Raw genomic sequence first — 19,393 nt, 5'->3', positions numbered from 1 at the left:
ATTAGTTTTTGATGCTTTCGATGAATGATTTAATATTTTCCGAGAGGCTTCCCTCCCGCTGCAGCGCCTTCACGAAAGCACTGCCGATGATGGCTCCGCTGGCATGTTTACAAGCTGCCTCGAACGTGCCTTTATCATGGATGCCGAAACCAATCACGCCCGGGTGCTGCAGCTGCATGCCTGCCACGCGCTGAAAGTATACCTGGCTTTGCTCGGCCAGCCCCACCGTTTTACCCGTAGTGGACGCTGACGATACCATGTAAATAAAGCCATTGCTGTGGCTGTCAATCTCGCGGATGCGCGCCTCCGGGGTTTGTGGCGTGATGAGGAATACCTTGCTCAGGTTATACTTCTCGAACAGCTCCTTGAACTCCTCCACATACTGGTGCAGGGGCAGGTCCGGAAGGATGATGCCATCCACACCCACCTCAGCGGCTTTCTGGCAAAATCGTTCCACCCCGTATTGCATCACCGGGTTCAGGTAGCCCATCAGCACCAGCGGAATCTGTGTTTTCTGGCGGATGTCCTGCAATTGCTCAAACAGCTTTGAAATGGTCATACCGTTCTTTAGGGCCACAGTGCTGCTGGCTTGTATGGTAGGCCCATCGGCCAACGGATCGGAAAAAGGCATACCGATCTCCAGCAGGTCTACGCCATTTTTCTCCAGCTCAAGTATAACCGATTCGGTATCGTTCAGGTTGGGAAAGCCTGCTGTGAAGTATACCGAAAGTATACCCTTCGGCTTCTGTGCAAACAGGCTTTTGATTCTATTTTTCATCGAAGTGAAAATGCTTTAGGTAGGTAGATAAATCTTTGTCGCCGCGGCCGGACAGGTTGATCACCACGATATCGTCCGGTTTGGCCTTTAGCCGCTCCAGCACTGCCAGCGCGTGCGCACTCTCCAGGGCCGGAATAATGCCTTCTAACCGGGTTAGCTCCAGCACGGCTTGCAGGGCCTCTTCGTCGGTGGCGTTCTCGAAGTGGGCACGGCCGCTCTCAAACAAGTGTGCGTGCAGCGGACCAACACCCGGGTAATCTAATCCTGCCGAGATAGAGTAGGGTTCTGTGATCTGTCCGTCCTCGGTCTGCATGAGCAAGGTACGGCTGCCATGGATGATACCGTCCTTACCAAGTATAGAAGTAGCCGCCGACTCACCGGAATGAACTCCTTTGCCCGCTGCCTCTACGGCCACCAACTGTACTTCCGGCTCATCGAGGTAGTGGTAAAAAGCACCCGCCGCGTTGCTGCCGCCGCCCACGCAGGCTACTACAAAAGTTGGCAACTCAGTACCTTCCTTCTCCCGCAACTGCGCCCGAATCTCCTCGGATATCACCGCCTGGAAACGGGCCACCATGTCCGGGTACGGGTGCGGCCCCACTACTGAGCCAATGATGTAGTAGGTATCTTCCGGGTTGTTAATCCAGTCACGGATAGCCTCGTTGGTAGCGTCCTTTAATGTTTTACTTCCGCTGATGGCTGCCACGACCTGCGCACCCAGCATCTTCATGCGGGCTACGTTCGGTGCCTGGCGCTCGATGTCGATCTCGCCCATGTACACGATGCACTCCAGCCCCATTAGCGCACACACCGTAGCCGTGGCCACGCCATGCTGGCCGGCACCCGTCTCGGCAATAATACGCTTTTTGCCCAGTCGCTTGGCCAGCAAAACCTGTCCGATGGTGTTGTTGATCTTGTGGGCGCCGGTATGGTTCAGGTCCTCACGCTTGAGGTATACTTTGGTATTATACTTCTGGGAAAGGCGCGGTGCAAAGTATAAAGGCGATGGGCGTCCTACATAATCCTTTAACAGCGCCTGCAGCTCCTGCTGAAAGTCCGGTTCCTGGATGATGCGCAGGTAGTTTTGCCGCAGCTCCTCCACATTGGGGTACAGCATCTCGGGGACGTAAGCCCCGCCGAACTTGCCGTAAAATCCTTTTTCGTTAACGTGATAGCTCATGTAGTTTGAGTCTTTTTATTCTATATCATAGCGCAAGCGTCCGCTTGTGCTGCCATTTTTCAGTATCGTCGGCACAAGCGGACGCTTGCGCCATTATTAACTTCGGATCAGCTCAAAAAGCTTCTTCAATTCCTCGACCTTCTTCAGTCCCGGCTCTTGTTCAAAGCCGCTGTTTACATCGATGCCGAAGGGCTGTGGACGTACTTCATCCAGGTGTTTGATGTTCTCCAGGTTCAGGCCGCCGCTCAGGAAGTATGGCTTTGGGGAGAGATAGCCTTTGAGCAGTTCCCAATCGAAGGGGATGCCGTTGCCGCCGTACTCCTGCCCTTTGGTGTCAAAAAGAAAGTAATCGGCACAGGACTCGTAGAGCAGTGTGTTCTCAAAAAGGAACTTACCGTCCATTGAAAACACCTTGATCACCTCCACGCCCAGCGCCTTAACCTCAGCGCATTGTCTGGGCGACTCCTTTCCGTGCAGCTGTACCGCGTCGAGTTTATACTTCTGCACAGTGGTTTTTATACTTTCCGGAGTAGCGTTCACAAACACACCGGTCTTTTTTATACTTGCTGGCAGCTCGGCCAGAAGTTCCGGGGTGATGTGCCCTTCCGCAAAGCGCTTAGAGCCTTCGTAGAAGATGAAGCCCATGTAATCGGGCCGGAGAGCCGCCACCTGCCGGATGTTCTCCGGATCGCGCATGCCACATACTTTAATTTTCACCACTCTTATCTTTTAACTCTTAACTCTAAACTATAGCAGGTTGCGCCAGAAGTTGCTTAAACTCTTTGATGAAAGCGGCGGCAGACTGGCCCGGGCGGCTGTTCTGCATAAAGGTCTCCCCAATCAGAAAGCCGTTATAACCCGCCTCTCGAAGCGTAACCAGGGTTTCGGGTTTGCTGATGCCGCTTTCCGAAATTTTGGTAATGCCGCTCGGAATGTGGTTGGCCAGCTCCAGCGAGGTGTTCACGTCCGTCACGAAGTCCTTCAGGTTACGGTTATTCACGCCCACCACCGTTACCTCGTCGCAGAGGGTTTGCTGCAGTTCTTCCAGGTTGTGCACTTCCAGCAGCACTTCCAGCCCCAACGAGCGGGCAAAACCTGCCAGCTGCTTCAGGCGCGCAGGCTCCAGCGCGGCGGCAATCAAAAGGATAACATCTGCCCCAATCGACTTCGCCTCCACGATCTGGTATTCATCCACCGTAAAATCCTTGCGCAGAATCGGACAGTAATTATACTTGCGCGCCGTCAGCAGGTCTTCGTTCTTGCCGCCAAAGTATGGCCCGTCCGTCAGCACCGACAGCGCCGAGGCGCCCGCCTGCATGTAGCTAACAGAGGTGCGCTCCACCGACACATAAGGGTTGATATCGCCTTTGGAAGGTGACTTGCGCTTGATTTCGGCAATGATACCGCTCTTGTCAGCGCGCAGCAGGTACCGCTCCAGGGAGATGCAAGGCGTTTCAAAGTATAAACTCTTCTCCAGCAGCTTCACCGGATAGAGCTCTTTACGTTCGGCTACTTCCTTATACTTGGTGGCGATGATTTGTTCGAGTATGTTCATGTTTTCTTTATTTAACCTCCCCCCTTACCCCCTCCTAAAAACAGGAGGGGGTGTTGAGAAAGCGACTTGTCTAATTTATTTGATAGGGCCAGCACTACTCAAATACAACAATAAGTATAAGAGTGATAACTCTTATTTACCCCCTCCTGTTTTTAGGAGGGGGCAGGGGGAGGTCTTACGCCTCCACCATTTTCTGATCGTTTACCAGGCTGTTAAACAATTGATAAGCCTTTCCGGATTCAAGTGTTTCTTTGGCTATACTTACCGCTTCCTGCAGCGCCAGCTCCGGACGCGCACATTGCAAGGCCATAGCAGCATTAGCTGATACTACGGCCGTCTGGGCCTCCGTGCCCTCTCCTTTCAGCACCTTCAGGAAGATCTCGGCAGCTGATGCGATACTTCCGCCCCCTTTAATTTGCTCTTGTGTCAGGGTAGGCAAACCGAGCGCCTTGGCATCCAGCAATACCTCCTGCCTGTCCGAAATTACTTTAAACGGACTTGTCAGCGATATCTCGTCGTAGCCATCCAAAGTATGGAGTATGGTATAGCGGGTGTCGGTCTGTTGGTACAGATAGCCGTACATACGCGCCAGTTCCAAGCTAAATACCCCCACGAGTTGGCGCTTTGGAAAAGCCGGGTTCACCATAGGCCCCAGCATATTGAAGAAGGTTTTCACGCCCAAATCTTTCCGTATCGGCCCCACGCTTTTCATCGCCGGGTGGAAGAGCGGCGCGTGCAGAAAGCAGATGTTATACTTCTCAATGCTGCGCTCCAAGGCATCTGTATCAGTCGTAAACTTAATGCCCAGCGCCTCAAGCACATTCGAAGAGCCGCAGGACGAGGACACGCCATAGTTGCCGTGCTTGGCCACGGCCACGCCATTAGCTGCAACTACAAAGGACGATAGCGTAGAGATATTAAAGGTATCCTTTCCGTCGCCGCCCGTGCCACAGAGGTCAATCGGGTTGTAAGCCTCCAGGTCCACGCGGTGGCAAAGCTCCAGCAGCGCGTCGCGGAAGCCTTCGAGCTCCTCCACCGTGATGCTGCGCATCATAAACACAGTCAGAAAGCAGGATACCTGGCTCTGGTTATACTTGCCTTTGGTGATATCGGCCAGCACCTCCCGCGCCTGCTCCTTGGTCAGGGTTTTATGTTCGAATAAGTGGTTTAGTATTTCTTTCATTTCATTTCTTAGTAACAGGTATCACGACACACGTAACACGACTCTTAACTTTAACTATCAGCCCTTAACTAAGTAACCAGTTCTTAATCATCTCGCGGCCATACTTTGTCAGCACTGACTCGGGGTGAAACTGCACGCCGCGCACCTTGTGGGCCTTGTGGCGTAGTGCCATGATGCGGCCCTGCTCGTCCACGGCCGTGGCGACCAGGCATTCGGGCAAATCCTCTCCTACCAGCCAGGAGTGATAGCGGCCGATTTCAAACTCCTTTGGCAACCCGTCAAAAAGTGGCTCTTCCTCACATATCACCTGTACCGGCGTGGCTACGCCATGCCATACTTCACTGCTATTGAAAAGCTTACCGCCATACACTTCCCCTATGGCTTGATGGCCGAGGCACACGCCAAACAGGTCTTTGCTGGAGCCATACGTGCGGATAATTTCTTTCAGCAGTCCCGCTTCGTCCGGAATGCCCGGGCCTGGCGAGAGCATAATCTTTTCATACTGCCCTACCTCTTCGAGCGTGGTTTTGTCGTTGCGGCGCACCGTGACGGTAGCCCCCATTTCCTGCAGCAGGTGCACCAGGTTATAGGTAAAGGAGTCGTAGTTGTCGATTACGAGTACGTTCATATCAGTTGATGTTTTGGGCCAGATCCAGGGCGCGGCGCAGCGCCATCAGTTTATTGTCTACTTCCTGCAGTTCGCTCTCCGGGTCAGAGGCCGCCACAATGCCGGCACCTGCCTGGAAGTAGAGTTTATAGTCTTTGCTCAGAAACGAGCGGATCATAATGGCGCTGTTGAAGTTGCCGTTGAAGTCGAGGAAGCCGATGCAGCCGCCGTAGAAGTTGCGGTTGGTAGTTTCATACCTATCGATGAGCTGCATGGCCTTGTACTTGGGCGCCCCGGAGAGTGTACCGGCCGGAAAGGTGCTGGCCACCATTTTCAGGGCATCCTCCTGGTTGTGCAGCGTGCCCGTTACTTTGGATACCAGGTGAATCACATGGGAGTAGAACTGAATTTCGCGGAAAGTCTCCACCTCCACGCTGTGGCCGTTGCGGCTCAGATCGTTGCGGGCCAGGTCCACCAGCATTACGTGCTCTGCATTTTCCTTCGGGTCGGCCAGCAGTTTCTCCGCCAGCGCGGCGTCTGCAGCATCGTCGCCCGTTCTGCGGAACGTGCCCGCAATCGGAAAGATGCTCGCCTTCTGGTCTTTGATCACCAGCTGCGCCTCCGGCGAGGAACCGAAGATCTTAAAGCTGCCGTAGTCGAAGTAGAACAGGTATGGCGAAGGGTTGATGGAGCGCAGGGCGCGGTAGACGTTAAACTCATCTCCCTGGAAGCCCTGTGCAAAGCGACGCGATAACACCAGTTGGAACACATCACCCCGGAAACAGTGTTCTTTGGCCTTGGCAATATTCTTCAGGAATTCCTGCCCTGAAATATTATGCTCCTCCAGGCCGGTGGTTTTGAAAGTAAAGCTAGGAATGTTGCGGCTGTTCAGGATCGCCTCCAGCTGGGCTATGCCATCATCCTCGCCCTGGTTATAGTTGTGCGCAAAAATATAGGCCTGGTTGGTGAAGTGGTTGATGGCGATGATGTGGCGGTACACGGCATAGTATAAATCCGGAATGCTGGCGCGGCCTTCTTTCCTGGTAATGGCAATGTCCTCATAGTAGCGCACGGCATCATAACTCATATAGCCAAACAAGCCGTTGTGGATGAAGTTAAACTGCTTGTTCTCCTCCACTTCAAAGCTTTTCGAGAAGCTGGCCAGCAGGCCCGGCACGTCTGTTTCTTTCGTGATGGCTGTTGTTCTGACTGATCCGTCTGGGAAGGTTTCGGTCAGCACCTCATCCTCAGCTTTTATACTTGCCATCGGGTTGCAGCAGATGTAGGAGAAGCTGTTCTCAGCGCCGTGGTAGTCGGAGCTTTCGAGCAGGATGCTGTTGGGGAACTTGTCGCGCAGCTTCAGGTACACGCTCACCGGCGTCAGCGTGTCGGCCAGGAGTTGCTTGTACGTGGTGCGGAGTTTATACTTTGTCATAGTTATTTAAGATGCTGAAAACAAAAAGGCCTGCCATTCTCGTGAACAGCAGGCCTTTTATACCTTTGGATTTAATGCTTTATATGTTACTTCATACTTGGCACAGAATAGCTGTTCACGATACTTCCTGTAACGTGCCACCACCATGCTGTATGAATATTTTGAATCACTGTATGTTTTATCTTTTTAGAGAAAAGGGAAATTCCCGTTCCCTGTGTTGCAAATGTAAAGGCTGAAGGAACAAAAGCAAACTATATCCCGAATTAATTTTTACTCGGCACCAAGTATGGATTCGTCATTATCCGCCAACTGCTCCAACGCCGTGCTGCCGCAGGTGTTCCGTATCAGGGTGCCATAGAAGCTGATGCTCTGCTCCAGTACTTCCACCGACAACCGCTCATTTACATTATGAATCAGCTGGGCACTCTCGCGTGTAACGGTCTGCGGCGCGAACCTGAAGATATTGGACGTGAGGTTGGTGTAGTGCTTCGCGTCGGTGCCTCCCGGAAAAAGTGCCGGCACCACGAGCACATCCGGAAACGTTTCCAGTATGGTAGCTTTGAGGGCCACGAAAATCCAGGTGTCCGTGGCTGTAACCGGCGAAGGGGGTGTGTATTCGCCCTGCCGCTCTATCTGCACACGCTCATCCTGTATGGCTTGGCGCACATGCCGCAGCACGGTTTGCTCGTCCTCCCCACTCAGGATACGCACGTTGAGCAAGGCCGTGGCCTGGCGCGGCAATACATTGGACTTTTCTCCTCCCGAGATTACGGTTGGCACCAGCTTGGTCCGGATCAATACATCTGTGGCGCGATCTTCAGACAGCTTTTTCAGAATCCTACCCTTGAACAAACCATAGTGCCGCATGGCAAATCTATACTTGCCGCCCATCCGCTCCGTCAAGATCTCCAGCGAGGCGCGGGTAGTGGCTGTCAGCCGAGGCCTAAAAGGGTTCTCGTGCAGCCGCTGTATCGCGCTGCTCAGAATCCCGATGGTTGTTTCAGCGGGAGGCGCGGAGGAGTGGCCCCCGCCGCCGTTTACCGTCAAAAGCAGGTTCAGACTGCCCTTGGCGGCGGTACCCACCAGCGCCAGCGGCTCCTGTATACCAGGCACCACGCCCTCCGCAATGGCCAGTCCCTCATCAAAAACCGCCTCCAGTTGCACGCCCTGCTGCTCCAGGTGCTGGGCAATCTTGCCGGCTCCCTCCTCGCCCCCGATTTCCTCATCATGGCCGAAGGCAAGGTACAAAGTGCGCTCAGGCTCATGCCCCTGCTTCAGCAACCGCTCCACCGCCTCCAGCATAGCGATCACCCTATACTTGTCATCCATGGTGCCGCGGCCCCACACGTAGCCCTCCTTTACTTTACCTGCAAACGGCTGCTCCTGCCACGCCGCGGCAGAGGCAGCCTCCACAGGCACCACATCGGTGTGGGCACTAAAGAGGATAGGTTTCAGGTGCTTATCCTGCCCCGCCCAGGTATATAGCAAGCTGTAGCTGTTGATCACCTCCACCTGCAGCCGCTCATGCACCAGCGGAAATGCCTTCGCTAAATACGCGTGCAGCTTCTCAAACTCAGCATACTTGAATTGTGCAGGATCAGTAGCGGAGACAGTCTCGTAGCGTACCAATGCGGCCAGCTTCTCGGCTGCACCAGCGCGCGCGTCCACCGTTGTGCTGTCTGGGGTAGAAAATGCAGTAATAGGTGATCCAAAAAAGGAAAGGCAGAAAAACAGCGAAAGGAAATACTTCATAACTACGGATACCCCAACCAGGAATTAAGCCTGCAAGGGCATCTTTAAACAATGCAATAAATAGCCCCATACCGCAGGGGTAAAGACTAAGCTATTGATTTTCTGCAACATTCACAATTGATTCCTGTTATCTATACCTGGTGGGGCCGGATACCGGAGAATTGCTGCCGCCTTATACTGTAGGTGTGGCAGAAGAAAAGGAAAAGCAGGTTTAATTTGAATTCTTCCCTTTATGGTGCTTCCTTTGTAGCCCTTCCGCCAAAACGCTTATAAATCCTTATGAGAAGAACGCGCACTGAACTGTTGTACAGAGATGCTTCCATTGCCATAGAATTTAACCCGGTAGAAGAGTGGATCTACGCCAACTGGCGTGGTTACCAGAACTATGAGTCGGTGGTAGCAGGATGCGAGAAACTGCTGGTACTGATGAAGGAAAAGGCCTGCTTCCGGATTCTGAACGATAACACGCACGTGGAGGGGCAGTGGTCTACGGCAGCCGGATGGGTGGCTTCAGACTGGTTCCCGAGGATGCGCGAGAACGGGCTGCAGGTTTTCGCCTGGGTATACTCACCAAGCGTTTTCAGCAGACTCTCAGTCGATAAAAGTATAAAACTTGCGGAATTCCCGGACTACATCAAGGTTTTTGATGACATCGCCCCGGCCAAGGACTGGCTGAGATCGCATGCTTAACCTGCTGAAAGTATAAACAAAGTATAAAACCCGGAAAGTATAAACAAAGAGAGGCGCTACAGTTATGTTGGCGCCTCTCTTCGTTTCAGGCATTTTTAAAGTACGCCCTTCGTGCTAGGGATGGAGGTATCGTGCAGGTTCCGCTCCACGGCCATACGTATGGCACGCGCAAAGCCTTTAAAGATCGCCTCTATCTTATGGTGCTCGTTCTCGCCCTCCACTTTGATATTCAGATTAGCCCTGGCCGCGTCTGAAAAGGATTTGAAGAAGTGGAAGAACATTTCGGTGGGCATATCCCCTACTTTTTCGCGCTTGAACTCACCCTTCCAAACCGCCCAGGGGCGACCGCTGAAGTCGATGGCGACCTGCGCCAGCGTTTCATCCATCGGAAGTATAAAAAAGCCGTAGCGGCTGATGCCGCGCTTATCCCCTAATGCCTGCGCAAAAGCCTCGCCCAGGGCCAGACCAGTGTCCTCTATGGTATGGTGCTCATCGATGTGCAGATCGCCTTTTACTTTTATACTTAGGTCGATCCTGGCGTGCCGGGCTACCTGCTCCAGCATGTGGTCGAAAAAGCCGAGGCCGGTACTGATGTTCATTTTGCCCGATCCGTCCAGGTTCAGGTCTACCTGCACATCGGTTTCGGAGGTGCTACGGCAAACGTTGGCTGTCCGGCCGGTGCGCTGCTGCTTCAGGAAAGTATAAATGTCATCCCAGTCGGTAGTGCTGAGGGCTGCGCCAGCTGCTGTTGAATCCCCGATAAAAATGGCTTTTGCCCCCAGGTTCTGCGCCAGTTTCACGTCCGTCTGCCTGTCACCGATCACGTAGCTGCTGGCCAGGTCATACTCTCCGGCAAGGTAATTCTGCATCATGCCGATGCCCGGCTTGCGTGTCTCCAGCCCCTCGTGCTCAAAGCTCCTGTCTATCAGAATCTCGGCAAACGTGATGCCTTCGCTCTCCAGTATCTCCAGCATCTTGTTCTGGTAGGGCCAGAAGGTATGCTCTGGGTAGGAGTCGGTGCCCAATCCATCCTGGTTCGTCACCATCACGAACTCATAGTCCATTTCCCGGTAAATGCGGGCCAGGTTGGTGATGGACTTGGGTAGGAAGGCAAACTTCTCAAAAGAGTCTACCTGGAAATCAGTTGGCGGCTCTACCAGTATGGTACCGTCGCGGTCTATAAAAAGTGCTTTTTTCATCTTTTACGTATCATGTAGCACGTATCAGGTATCACGACTTAGGGAAATCAACTTTACTTGAGTCTTGCTATGTGATACGAGATACGTGCTACGCATTTAGTTATATTCTGCTATCGCTTGTAGCAGCTGCTGGTTCTCCTCCAGGGTGCCAACGGAGATGCGCAGGCAGCCTTCGCAGCCCGGTAAGGAGGAACGGTTGCGTACCACAATCCCTTTATCCAGCAGGTATTTATACATGCCGTTTGGATCTGTTACTTTAACAAGTATAAAGTTGGCATCAGATGGGTACACATGCTCTACGGAAGGCATATCCGGCAGCGCTTCCAGCAGTAGTTCGCGCTCCTGCACGATCTCCTCGATCATGTCTTTCAGCGCCTCCTCCCGCTCCAGCGCCTGAAGCGCCAGCTCCTGCGTGGCTTCGTTGATGTTGTAAGGTGGCTTTATTTTATCCAAAACAGCGATGATTTCCGGAGAGGCGAAAGCCAAGCCCAGCCGTAGACCGGCCATTCCCCAGGCCTTGGAGAAAGTCTGCAGCACCACCAGGTTGGGAAACTCCTGCAGGCGGGAAGTCCAGCTGCGGGCATCGGCAAAATCAATGTAAGCCTCATCCACGACCACCAAACCCTTAAAGGCGCGCAGCAGCTCACTTATACTTTCAGGCTCAATTAAATTGCCCGTTGGGTTGTTGGGCGAGCAAATGAAGATGATCTTCGTGGTAGGTTTTAGGTTGATGAGCACCTCCTCCACCGGAATCTGGAAATCCTCCGTCAGTTGCACCGCCTGCAGGGCCACCTCGTTCAGGTTGGCCGATACCTCATACATGCCATAGGTGGGCGGCAGGTGCAGCATGCTGTCCTGGCCAGGGCGGCACACCATCCGGAACAGCAGGTCGATGGCCTCGTCCGAGCCGTTGCCCAGGAAAATCTGCTCCGGCTGCACACTTTTGATCTCCGCGATGCGGGCCTTCAGTTTTCGTTGATGCGGATCAGGGTAGCGGTTATACTTGTCGCCGGCCAGGCTGCCGAGGCTATTTTCGTTGGCATCCAGAAACACGCTGGCGCTGCCTTTAAATTCGTCGCGGGCCGATGAGTAGGCCTTCATCTTCAGCACGTTCGGGCGAATGATATCGTTCAGGTTAAACACGGTTTAGTTCTTTAAGGCGTATACTTACGGCATTTTTGTGGGCCTCCAGCCCTTCGGCCTCAGCCATGGTTTCGATGGTCTTGCCGATGTTTTGCAGCCCCTCGCGGGTAATGTACTGGAAGGTGATTTTCTTCACAAAGCTGTCGAGCGACACGCCGCTGTAGGCACGGGCGTTGCCATTGGTGGGCAAGGTATGATTGGTGCCGGAAGCGTAGTCGCCGGCAGACTCCGGGCTGTAGTGGCCCAGGAAGACAGAGCCCGCATTGGTAATGCCATCCAGCAGCACTTCGAAATCAGAAATAGAAAGTATAAGGTGTTCCGGTGCGTAGAGGTTCGAGAATTCCAGCATCTCCTGTCGGCTGCCAAGAATAATGCCCAGACTGTTTTTCAGCGCCTGGGCGGCAAACTCCCTGCGCGGCAGCACGCTTAGCTGCGCCTCCAGCTCCTGCTCCACCTGCTGCAGCACCTCTTCCGAAGTGGTTAGCAGCACTACCTGCGAGTCGGCCCCATGCTCAGCCTGCGAGAGCAGATCGGCAGCCACGAAAGCCGGGTTGGCACTTTCATCAGCCATCACCAGCACCTCCGAAGGCCCGGCAGGCAGGTCGATCGCCACGCCAGTCTTACTTACAAGCTGCTTGGCCACGGTGACATACTGATTCCCTGGACCAAAGATTTTATACACTGCCGGCACACTCTCCGTGCCAAAGGCCATGGCGGCAATGGCTTGCGCGCCACCGGCTTTCACGATGTGGGTGATGCCCAGTAAGGAGGCGGTGTAAAGTATGGCCGGGTGGATGCTGCCGTCTTTGGCAGGCGGCGTGCAAAGTATGACTTCCCGGCAGCCTGCAATTCGGGCCGGTACGCCCAGCATCAGCAAGGTGGAAAACAGAGGTGCCGTGCCTCCGGGAATGTATAACCCTACTTTCTCAATGGCCACGCTCTTGCGCCAGCAGCTCACCCCACTCATGGTTTCTACCTGCCTTACCGGCTCGGCCTGCTGCGTATGAAAAAGCTGTATATTGCTGTAAGCCTGCAATATGGCCTCTTTCAACTCCTGCGACACTTTAGCCTCGGCCGCCTCGATTTCCACACCGGTAGCCAGCAGACTTTGGAGTTGTACCCCATCATACTTCTGGGCCAGCTGCAGCAAGGCCGCGTCGCCCTGCTCCTCCACCAGCCGGAGCGTTTCCAGAATGCCCGGCTCCAGCTCCGTCAGGTTCTTGGTCGGGCGCTTTACCAGCGCTGCCCACGTGTCGGGTGCCGGGTTTATGATCTTGCGCATATGCTTAGATAATCATTTTTTCGATTGGAACCACCAGAATGCCCTGCGCCCCGGCGGCCTTTATTTTCTCGATGATCTCCCAGAAGTCATCCTCGTTCACCACCGAATGTAGCGAGCTCCAGCCTTCCTCGGCCAGCGGCAGCACCGTCGGCGCTTTTATACTTGGCAACAGCCGGCTGATCTCCTCAATCTTATCGTCCGGGGAGTTTAATAATATGTATTTGGCCTTGCGCGCCCGCTGCACGGCCTGGATGCGGAACAGCAGTTTCTCCAGCACCCCGCGCTTCTCCGGGCTCAACTCCGGGCTTGCGATTAGCACGGCCTCCGACTTGAACACGCGCTCTACCTCCTTCAGCCCGTTGCTGATCAGCGTACTGCCCGAGCTCACGATGTCGCAGATGGCCTCGGCCAATCCTATACTTGGTGCTATCTCCACGGAGCCGCTGATGGTATGGATTTGGGCCTGCACACCCTGAGCATCCAGAAAGGCCTTTAGCAGGTTAGGGTATGAGGTGGCAATGTTCTTGCCGTTGAGGTCGTGGATGGAAGTATACTCGTCGCTCTTGGGCACAGCCAGCGACAGGCGGCATTTCGAGAAGCCCAGTTTCTCCACCGTCAGCTCCTCTTTGCCTTCCTCCACCAGCACGTTCTGGCCCACAATGCCGATATCGGCCACGCCGTCGGCCACGTAACCGGGTATGTCATCGTCGCGGAGAAAGAGGATCTCGAGCGGAAAGTTTGTGCACTCTGTCTTGAGTTTGAGGGAGCTATTGACAAAAGAAATGCCGCACTCGCGGATCAGGTTAAGCGACTCTTCGCTCAGCCTCCCCGATTTCTGGATGGCTATTCGTAGCATTCTGTAAGGTATCGTGAAAGTATAATATGGAAAACAAGCTTATATACCCTGCCTGGGGCAAAGTATAATACGGGGCAAAGCCCGTCGGGGGCAATATGGTTATAGGGTTCCTCTTACGAGGAATGGTGGATGTGATGGAAATGTACATGCGCAGCCGGGGCAACAGGCGTTGTCCGGCTAATAAGAGGGGCGCTATAGGAATAGACGATGCTCATGTACCTGGCACAAAGTAAAGGTGTTTTGTGCTCAAATAAAAATAAAGGAGAACCTAAAATCTGAATTAAGGGTGAAAGCCATGCTACAAGTATAAAACTCAGTAGCCATTAAACTGATAACCTGCTTACTCTGCTATAAGCCTGATCAGCTTCTGTAAAATAAATCTGCAAACAATCATAATTAGTAAGTCGCTATACTATGGTTTAGAAATGATACCAAGCCACAGTAACACATGGTATTTTGGTTACTATACCCCCGCTAAAATAAAATGTTGCCGTTTTTTAGTGAACGAAAATAGCGCAAATCTAATGTATTGTTGATGTATAGCTGCATGCATACTGCTTAGAAGTATCATATACAGCCACATAAGAAGTTGGTTAAAGCAATACTACAGGGTCTGGAATCTGGTTAAATTTTTTTAAAGAATTTTTACCCTCCAGGCACCTGCTCCGCCATCCGTCATGCCCAAAGTACCCAAACCCGAAAAAGCAATAGCCGGTAACGTGGTTGCTACCGGCTATTGCCTCATAAAAAACTGTATGTGCAGACTTACTTCTTCAGCACCATCTTAATCGTCTTCACGCCTGATGAGCTTACCAGGCGAGCAAAGTATACGCCTTCCGGCAGATTCCCTCCAGAGAACTCGACCTCATAAAGCTTACCTGCCTCGGCAACACCGGCCTGCACCTTCTTTACAATGGCTCCACGCACATCGTATACTTCCAGCGCAAAACGCTCCTCCTGCTCGAAGGAGAAGGCGATGGTGATTCTGTCGGTGTACGGGTTCGGGTAGTTCAGGAAGCGGCCAGGTTTCACTGGCAGTACAGCCGCATCGGCTACGAGTTTCTTGGTAGTCGAGACTGTAGCCATAGTTTTCTCCTTGTGGATGACTATCGAGCCACCACCGAGAGCCGTAGCCAGATCTGAGCTCTCTGCAATACCACGTTGGTTATCATAGATAACATCGGCATCGCTGTTAGAGCCATTACCCCAGATCTTAATCCTGAATTCATCGGGCCCGTTGTCACCATTGGCGCTACCGTCGATCGCAATGACCCTGAACCTATGTATTCCGGAGCCATTAACAGTTCCGTAGCCGGTGTAGGTGGCTTTCTTACCAGCTATCACCAAAGACATGTCTTCGTGCTCGAAGCTTGAGAAGTGAAGGTCTCCGGCCGTGAACTGGAAGTTAGTGTGGCCCTCTACCTCCGTAGTACTGTTCTTGCCATTCTTATACTTCGCATTGAATCCGAAATTGGCTCTTCCTGTCACACCATACTTTTCATCTTTCATTGCACCTACAGGAGAATCAATCCATCCTCCCCCGGTAACAAAGCCACCGTTAGGATCATAGACTACAACATAATTATAGGGAGTAGAAATACGCTCGCCACAATAATCTGTAACTGTCAGCATGACAGAGTATACACCAGGTTGCGGATACTTGTACGTAGCTGAAATTGGGGAACCGCTAATGGCCTGCGTAGTTGTACTTCCATTGCCCCAATCCCAGGCGGCTGTTGCAATGTTCTCATCGTCAAAAGTTGCCGTTAAGGTTACCTCAGAGCCAAGTTGAATAGGAGAAACCGGGCCGGTTACCACTAAGTTCGATGGTGCCTCGTTCTCAACCGTTACCGTGAAGCTTTGGATAGACGTGTTTCCAGCCTCATCAGTGGCTTTGTAAGTAACAGTGGTCGTTCCCACAGGGAAGGTAGCACCTGAGGCAAAGCCCGCAGTCATTTCCGGGCTAAGAGAAGAGCAGTTGTCAGAAGCTGTTACTTCGTAATTCACTGCAGCGCCACACTTATCGGGCTGTGTTTGAACTACCATGTTAGCCGGAACAGTAAGCACTGGCGCATCATCGTCTGTTACAGTTACCAGCAATTGGTCCGTAGCTGTATTACCTGCTGCGTCCGTGGCAGTATATGTAATGGTGGTCACGCCTTTGTTGAAAGTATAAGTTCCTACCTGCCCCTGGCCATTGCCTGTTGTTGCACCAGACATCTCCCAGTTTAGCTGGCTACCAGCGCAGTTGTCACTGAAAGCAGCATCAGGTATAGCCATGGTAGCCGTACAGGTTCCATTGTCTGTGCCAGCTGCCTGGTTGGCTGCCGCAGTAACAACAGGAGCCGTCTCGTCCTGAGCTGTCAGCACCACTTCATGAGTGGCCGTATTGCCGGCTGCATCGGTAGCCGTTACCAGAACGGTGATGGTCTCACCGTCGGTTGCTGCTACGGCTGTACCTGCGGCGGGAGATTGGGTTATAGTCGCAGCAGAACAATTATCGGTGGCGGTGCCTCTTACATCAGGTATGATGATAGTACACGCTGCTCCCAAAGCCACCTCCTGATCAGCTGCTGCAGTAAGTATAGGGGCAGATTCGTCCACTACTTTTACTAGCTGCATAGCAGTAGCCGTCAAGCCTGCTGCGTCCCTCACCGTCCATATTACTTCTGTCTCTCCCAGCGGGAATGTTGCAGGGGCATTGTTGGTCACGGAAGCCACTGAGCAGTTGTCTGCTGTAGTTGGTGTGCCAAGCTCCACATTGGCTGCCTGACAGGAAGCGTCTGCTGCTACTTCAACATCAGCCTGAGCCGTTATAGTGGGCGCCTGCGTATCGGAAACAGTTACTGTTTGTGTCACGGCAGCGGCTTGGTTGCCATTGGGATCTGTAGCATTCCAGGTAATCGTAGTGGTACCTACCGGATATGGCGCGTCTAAAGCCGCACCGTCATGACGTGTTCCGGTGGCAGGTCCTGCTTCGCAGTTGTCTGTAACTCCCGGGGCAGTAATGGAGAGTGTAGCCCCACATTGGCCGGGATCTGCCGGGGCAGTTACAGGCTCAGCAACTGCGATTACGGGCGCTGTCTCGTCATCCACAATTACCCGCTGTGTAGCTGTAGTAATGTTGTCATTACCATCATCAAAGGTCCAGGTGATCGTATAGGTTCCCTGCTCTTCGTAGGTTGTAGGGTCTACAGTCGTGCCAGTGACGGTGCCCGCACAGTTATCAGTAGTAGTTGGGGCTGCTACGGTTACAGAACATTCGCCGGTTGCGTCAGCCAAGGTTGGCTGTACTGGCGCCGTTACGTCCGCTACAATCACCTCTTGAACAGCAGTTGAGACGTTACCGTTTCCGTCGTTGAAGGACCAGGTAATTTCATACTTACCCTGCTGCGAATAAGTCAGCGGATCATCCGTAGTGCCGGTAATAGTGCCGCCACAATTATCTTCAACGGTAGGAATTTCAGTAACAGTTACAGCGCATTCACCAGTGGCTGCAGCTATGGTAGCAGGTGCTAACGGTGCGGTACTGTCCTGTGCCGTCAGCACCACTTCCTCCACATCAGTGTTACCGGCGGCATCAGTGGCAGTAACAGTAACCTGGATCTGCTGACCATCGGTAGCCGTAACAACGCTACCTGCCATAGGGCTTTGTGTGATAGTTACGCTTCTACAGTTATCGGTGGCTGTGCCTGTTACATCTGGTATAGTTACGGAACACGCGGCGCCCAGCTCTACCTCCTGAGCTGCAGCAGCTGTCAGTATCGGAGCTGTCACATCTCTTACGATCACGCGCTGGGTGGCCGTAGACGTATTGCCATTGCCATCGCTGAAGCTCCAGGTAATGGTATAAGTACCCTGTTCAGTATAGGTGGTTGGATCAGAAGTGGTGCCGGTAATGGTGCCAGTGCAATTGTCAGTTGTGGTTGGCGCTGCTACGCTTACCGAGCACTCGCCAGTTGCGTCAGCCAAAGTTGGTACGTCCGGAGCTGTCTTGTCCTCTACCGTTACTATAACTGCCTCAGATGCAGCAGAAGAACATCCATTTGAAGTCTCCATAACAGTATAGGAACCACTCTCACTTGCTGTAAAGGACTGATTTGTTGCCCCACTGATCGCTACATTATCTTTATACCATTGATTTCCATTAGCAGAGGAAGATGTTAGGATTACAGTATTACCCGGGCACACTGTGGTGCCAGACTCAACACTTACTGTAGGTGTGGCTGGAGCTGTTTTAGGAGCTGCAGTGCCTGAACCAGCCGCGCTTGTACAGCCGTTCACCGTTGTTGTTATAGTGTAAGTGCCAGCAGTGGATACTGTGATAGAAGACGTGCTTTCGCCGGTGCTCCAAGCTAGCGTGCCTGCAGCATCAGTAGAAAGTGTCGAAGTGCCGTCGCAATTGTCAATTACTATAACTACCGGAGCAACTGGAGCAGACTTAGGAGCTGCAGTGCCTGAGCCAGCCGCGCTTGTACAGCCACCTGTTACGGTTGTCGTTACGGTGTAAGTTCCAGCAGCTGATACTGTAATGGAAGAGGCCGTATCGCCTGTACTCCACAAAAGTGAGCCGGCAGCTGTTGTAGATAAGGTTGAAGTGCCATCGCAATTATTTACAACCGTTACTTCAGGTGTAACAGGTGTTGTACAAGGAGCTACATATGTAAAAGCATCTTCTAATGTAGCAGTACCAGAATTATTCCCACCTGGTGCAACAACAGTTATCGAAATGTCTACCGTTCCTGCTGATTGAGTAGGTGCAATAGCACTAACTGTAGTGTTGTTAACACGTGTTCCTGGAACGGCTACATTACCAAATTTAACAGTAATAGAAGAAGCCGAGGCAATATAACCTGTTCCTGTAAGTGTTACTGCTGTGCCCCCAGTTGTTGGGCCTGTAGATGGAGAAATAGAGGTCAATGTCGGAGCATCCGTAAAATATGTAAAGGCCTGATAACCTGTCTGTTTGCCATCTACGATTACTTTGAAAGCAACCCCCAAATGCCGATCCTCAATCGGATACTCAATACTCCAGGAGCCATCAGGATTTACTCTGGTGTCATGATACCCATGATGATGGTCGTGTGCTGGGGTTTCCTCGAGGTGCACATCCACTAAGCTGTCCTGCGTCCAACCATACCCTGTTATGATGGCTACTTCCCCTGGAACGTAGTCGTCCTTATCAGACATGACGGTAGGCGCATAGTTATCAAAGGCTTTAGCGCCTACAAAGGAGAATGCGGCTAAAATAGCTATCATGTATAGCATACGCCATTTAGCCATCTGTTTTAGTAAAAGTGTTACATTCATATAGGTTAAGGGTTAAAAATGAATATTCCCGTGAAAGGGAGGAACAATAGGTGCTAATGTCCTTCACCAGGAAGCATAGTTACTTGAAAAGGACATTGCTCAATGCCCATCCAGGTTATTACTGCTTGCAAGCTGCCGCTGCCAGCATCAAATAGTTTAAAAGTTAAGTCGGAAAGTATAATTAGACGTAAACTTATACAGAAATTGATTAGATATGTTGTATTAAAATAATATTTATTTTTTATATACATATTTTTAGTGATTAACTCACTGGGAGTCAATGAGTTGCTCAATGCGAAATTGTCTGAAATCCTGACCTGTTGCGTTGCCATCTGCATAGCCTGAAATAAATAATGAACTATACTTAATTTTCTTAGCTTTGCACGCTGTTTCTGAAGATGCATTTGTAGCATTGGCATAGTT

Annotated in this window: 15 protein-coding genes; 1 reads left to right on the top strand and 14 read right to left on the bottom strand. The window is 52.2% G+C overall.

Going from position 1 to position 19,393, the window contains the following annotated elements; genetic code table 11:
• Nucleotide 1 precedes the first annotated feature (1 nt).
• The 8 genes from trpA to A3841_RS02915 all read right to left on the bottom strand — a co-directional run bounded on the left by trpA (nucleotide 2) and on the right by A3841_RS02915 (nucleotide 8,406).
• Entirely contained in the window at nucleotides 2-778 is a 777-nt protein-coding gene (gene trpA, locus A3841_RS02950; protein ID WP_073850828.1) for a tryptophan synthase subunit alpha, read from the bottom strand.
• Nucleotides 768-1,958 carry a tryptophan synthase subunit beta gene (gene trpB / locus A3841_RS02945; RefSeq protein ID WP_073850827.1) on the bottom strand — a complete coding sequence of 397 codons (1,191 nt, stop codon included), beginning with the start codon at nucleotides 1,956-1,958 and terminating at the stop codon, nucleotides 768-770. Before trpB ends, trpA begins: the two co-directional genes overlap by 11 nt.
• Nucleotides 1,959-2,054: 96 nt before the next feature.
• Nucleotides 2,055-2,675 (bottom strand): phosphoribosylanthranilate isomerase, encoded by a 621-nt coding sequence (locus A3841_RS02940; protein ID WP_073851187.1) that lies wholly within the window; start codon nucleotides 2,673-2,675, stop codon nucleotides 2,055-2,057.
• Between the two features lie 25 nt (nucleotides 2,676-2,700).
• The gene (gene trpC, locus A3841_RS02935; RefSeq protein WP_073850826.1) at nucleotides 2,701-3,513 is read right to left on the bottom strand and encodes an indole-3-glycerol phosphate synthase TrpC; all 813 of its coding nucleotides are present in this window, start codon (nucleotides 3,511-3,513) and stop codon (nucleotides 2,701-2,703) included.
• Between the two features lie 175 nt (nucleotides 3,514-3,688).
• Entirely contained in the window at nucleotides 3,689-4,696 is a 1,008-nt protein-coding gene (trpD, locus tag A3841_RS02930) for an anthranilate phosphoribosyltransferase (protein ID WP_073850825.1), read from the bottom strand.
• A gap of 64 nt (nucleotides 4,697-4,760) precedes the next feature.
• A complete protein-coding gene (locus A3841_RS02925) occupies nucleotides 4,761-5,324 on the bottom strand; it encodes an anthranilate synthase component II (RefSeq protein WP_073850824.1) in 564 nt (187 codons plus the stop codon).
• 1 nt (nucleotide 5,325) lies between these two features.
• On the bottom strand, nucleotides 5,326-6,738 hold the full coding sequence (locus A3841_RS02920; protein ID WP_073850823.1) for an anthranilate synthase component I family protein: 1,413 nt from the start codon (nucleotides 6,736-6,738) through the stop codon (nucleotides 5,326-5,328).
• 270 nt (nucleotides 6,739-7,008) lie between these two features.
• Entirely contained in the window at nucleotides 7,009-8,406 is a 1,398-nt protein-coding gene (locus A3841_RS02915; RefSeq protein WP_170866137.1) for a M20/M25/M40 family metallo-hydrolase, read from the bottom strand.
• A gap of 363 nt (nucleotides 8,407-8,769) precedes the next feature.
• Between A3841_RS02915 and A3841_RS02910 the strand changes: the two genes are divergently transcribed.
• Nucleotides 8,770-9,180, top strand: coding sequence for a hypothetical protein (locus A3841_RS02910; RefSeq protein ID WP_073850821.1), 411 nt, complete (start codon nucleotides 8,770-8,772; stop codon nucleotides 9,178-9,180).
• Between the two features lie 95 nt (nucleotides 9,181-9,275).
• Here the strand turns inward: A3841_RS02910 and hisB are convergent, their stop codons facing one another.
• The 6 genes from hisB to A3841_RS02880 form a co-directional block, all read right to left on the bottom strand.
• A complete protein-coding gene (gene hisB, locus A3841_RS02905; protein ID WP_073850820.1) occupies nucleotides 9,276-10,379 on the bottom strand; it encodes a bifunctional histidinol-phosphatase/imidazoleglycerol-phosphate dehydratase HisB in 1,104 nt (367 codons plus the stop codon).
• Nucleotides 10,380-10,475: 96 nt separating this feature from the next.
• On the bottom strand, nucleotides 10,476-11,522 hold the full coding sequence (gene hisC / locus A3841_RS02900; protein WP_073850819.1) for a histidinol-phosphate transaminase: 1,047 nt from the start codon (nucleotides 11,520-11,522) through the stop codon (nucleotides 10,476-10,478).
• Nucleotides 11,515-12,804, bottom strand: coding sequence for a histidinol dehydrogenase (hisD, locus tag A3841_RS02895; protein ID WP_073850818.1), 1,290 nt, complete (start codon nucleotides 12,802-12,804; stop codon nucleotides 11,515-11,517). Before hisD ends, hisC begins: the two co-directional genes overlap by 8 nt.
• 4 nt (nucleotides 12,805-12,808) lie before the next feature.
• Entirely contained in the window at nucleotides 12,809-13,660 is an 852-nt protein-coding gene (gene hisG, locus A3841_RS02890) for an ATP phosphoribosyltransferase (RefSeq protein WP_073850817.1), read from the bottom strand.
• A gap of 765 nt (nucleotides 13,661-14,425) precedes the next feature.
• Nucleotides 14,426-18,850, bottom strand: a complete 4,425-nt coding sequence (locus tag A3841_RS02885) for an HYR domain-containing protein (protein ID WP_394332882.1) — start codon at nucleotides 18,848-18,850, stop codon at nucleotides 14,426-14,428.
• A 173-nt stretch (nucleotides 18,851-19,023) separates the two neighbouring features.
• Nucleotides 19,024-19,389, bottom strand: a complete 366-nt coding sequence (locus tag A3841_RS02880; protein ID WP_073850815.1) for a hypothetical protein — start codon at nucleotides 19,387-19,389, stop codon at nucleotides 19,024-19,026.
• Nucleotides 19,390-19,393: the final 4 nt, after the last annotated feature.

Source organism: Pontibacter flavimaris, from assembly GCF_001907195.1.
GTDB lineage: Bacteria > Bacteroidota > Bacteroidia > Cytophagales > Hymenobacteraceae > Pontibacter > Pontibacter flavimaris.
Note: the sequence above shows the minus strand (reverse complement) of the source record. Positions and strands in the feature narration are given on the sequence as shown.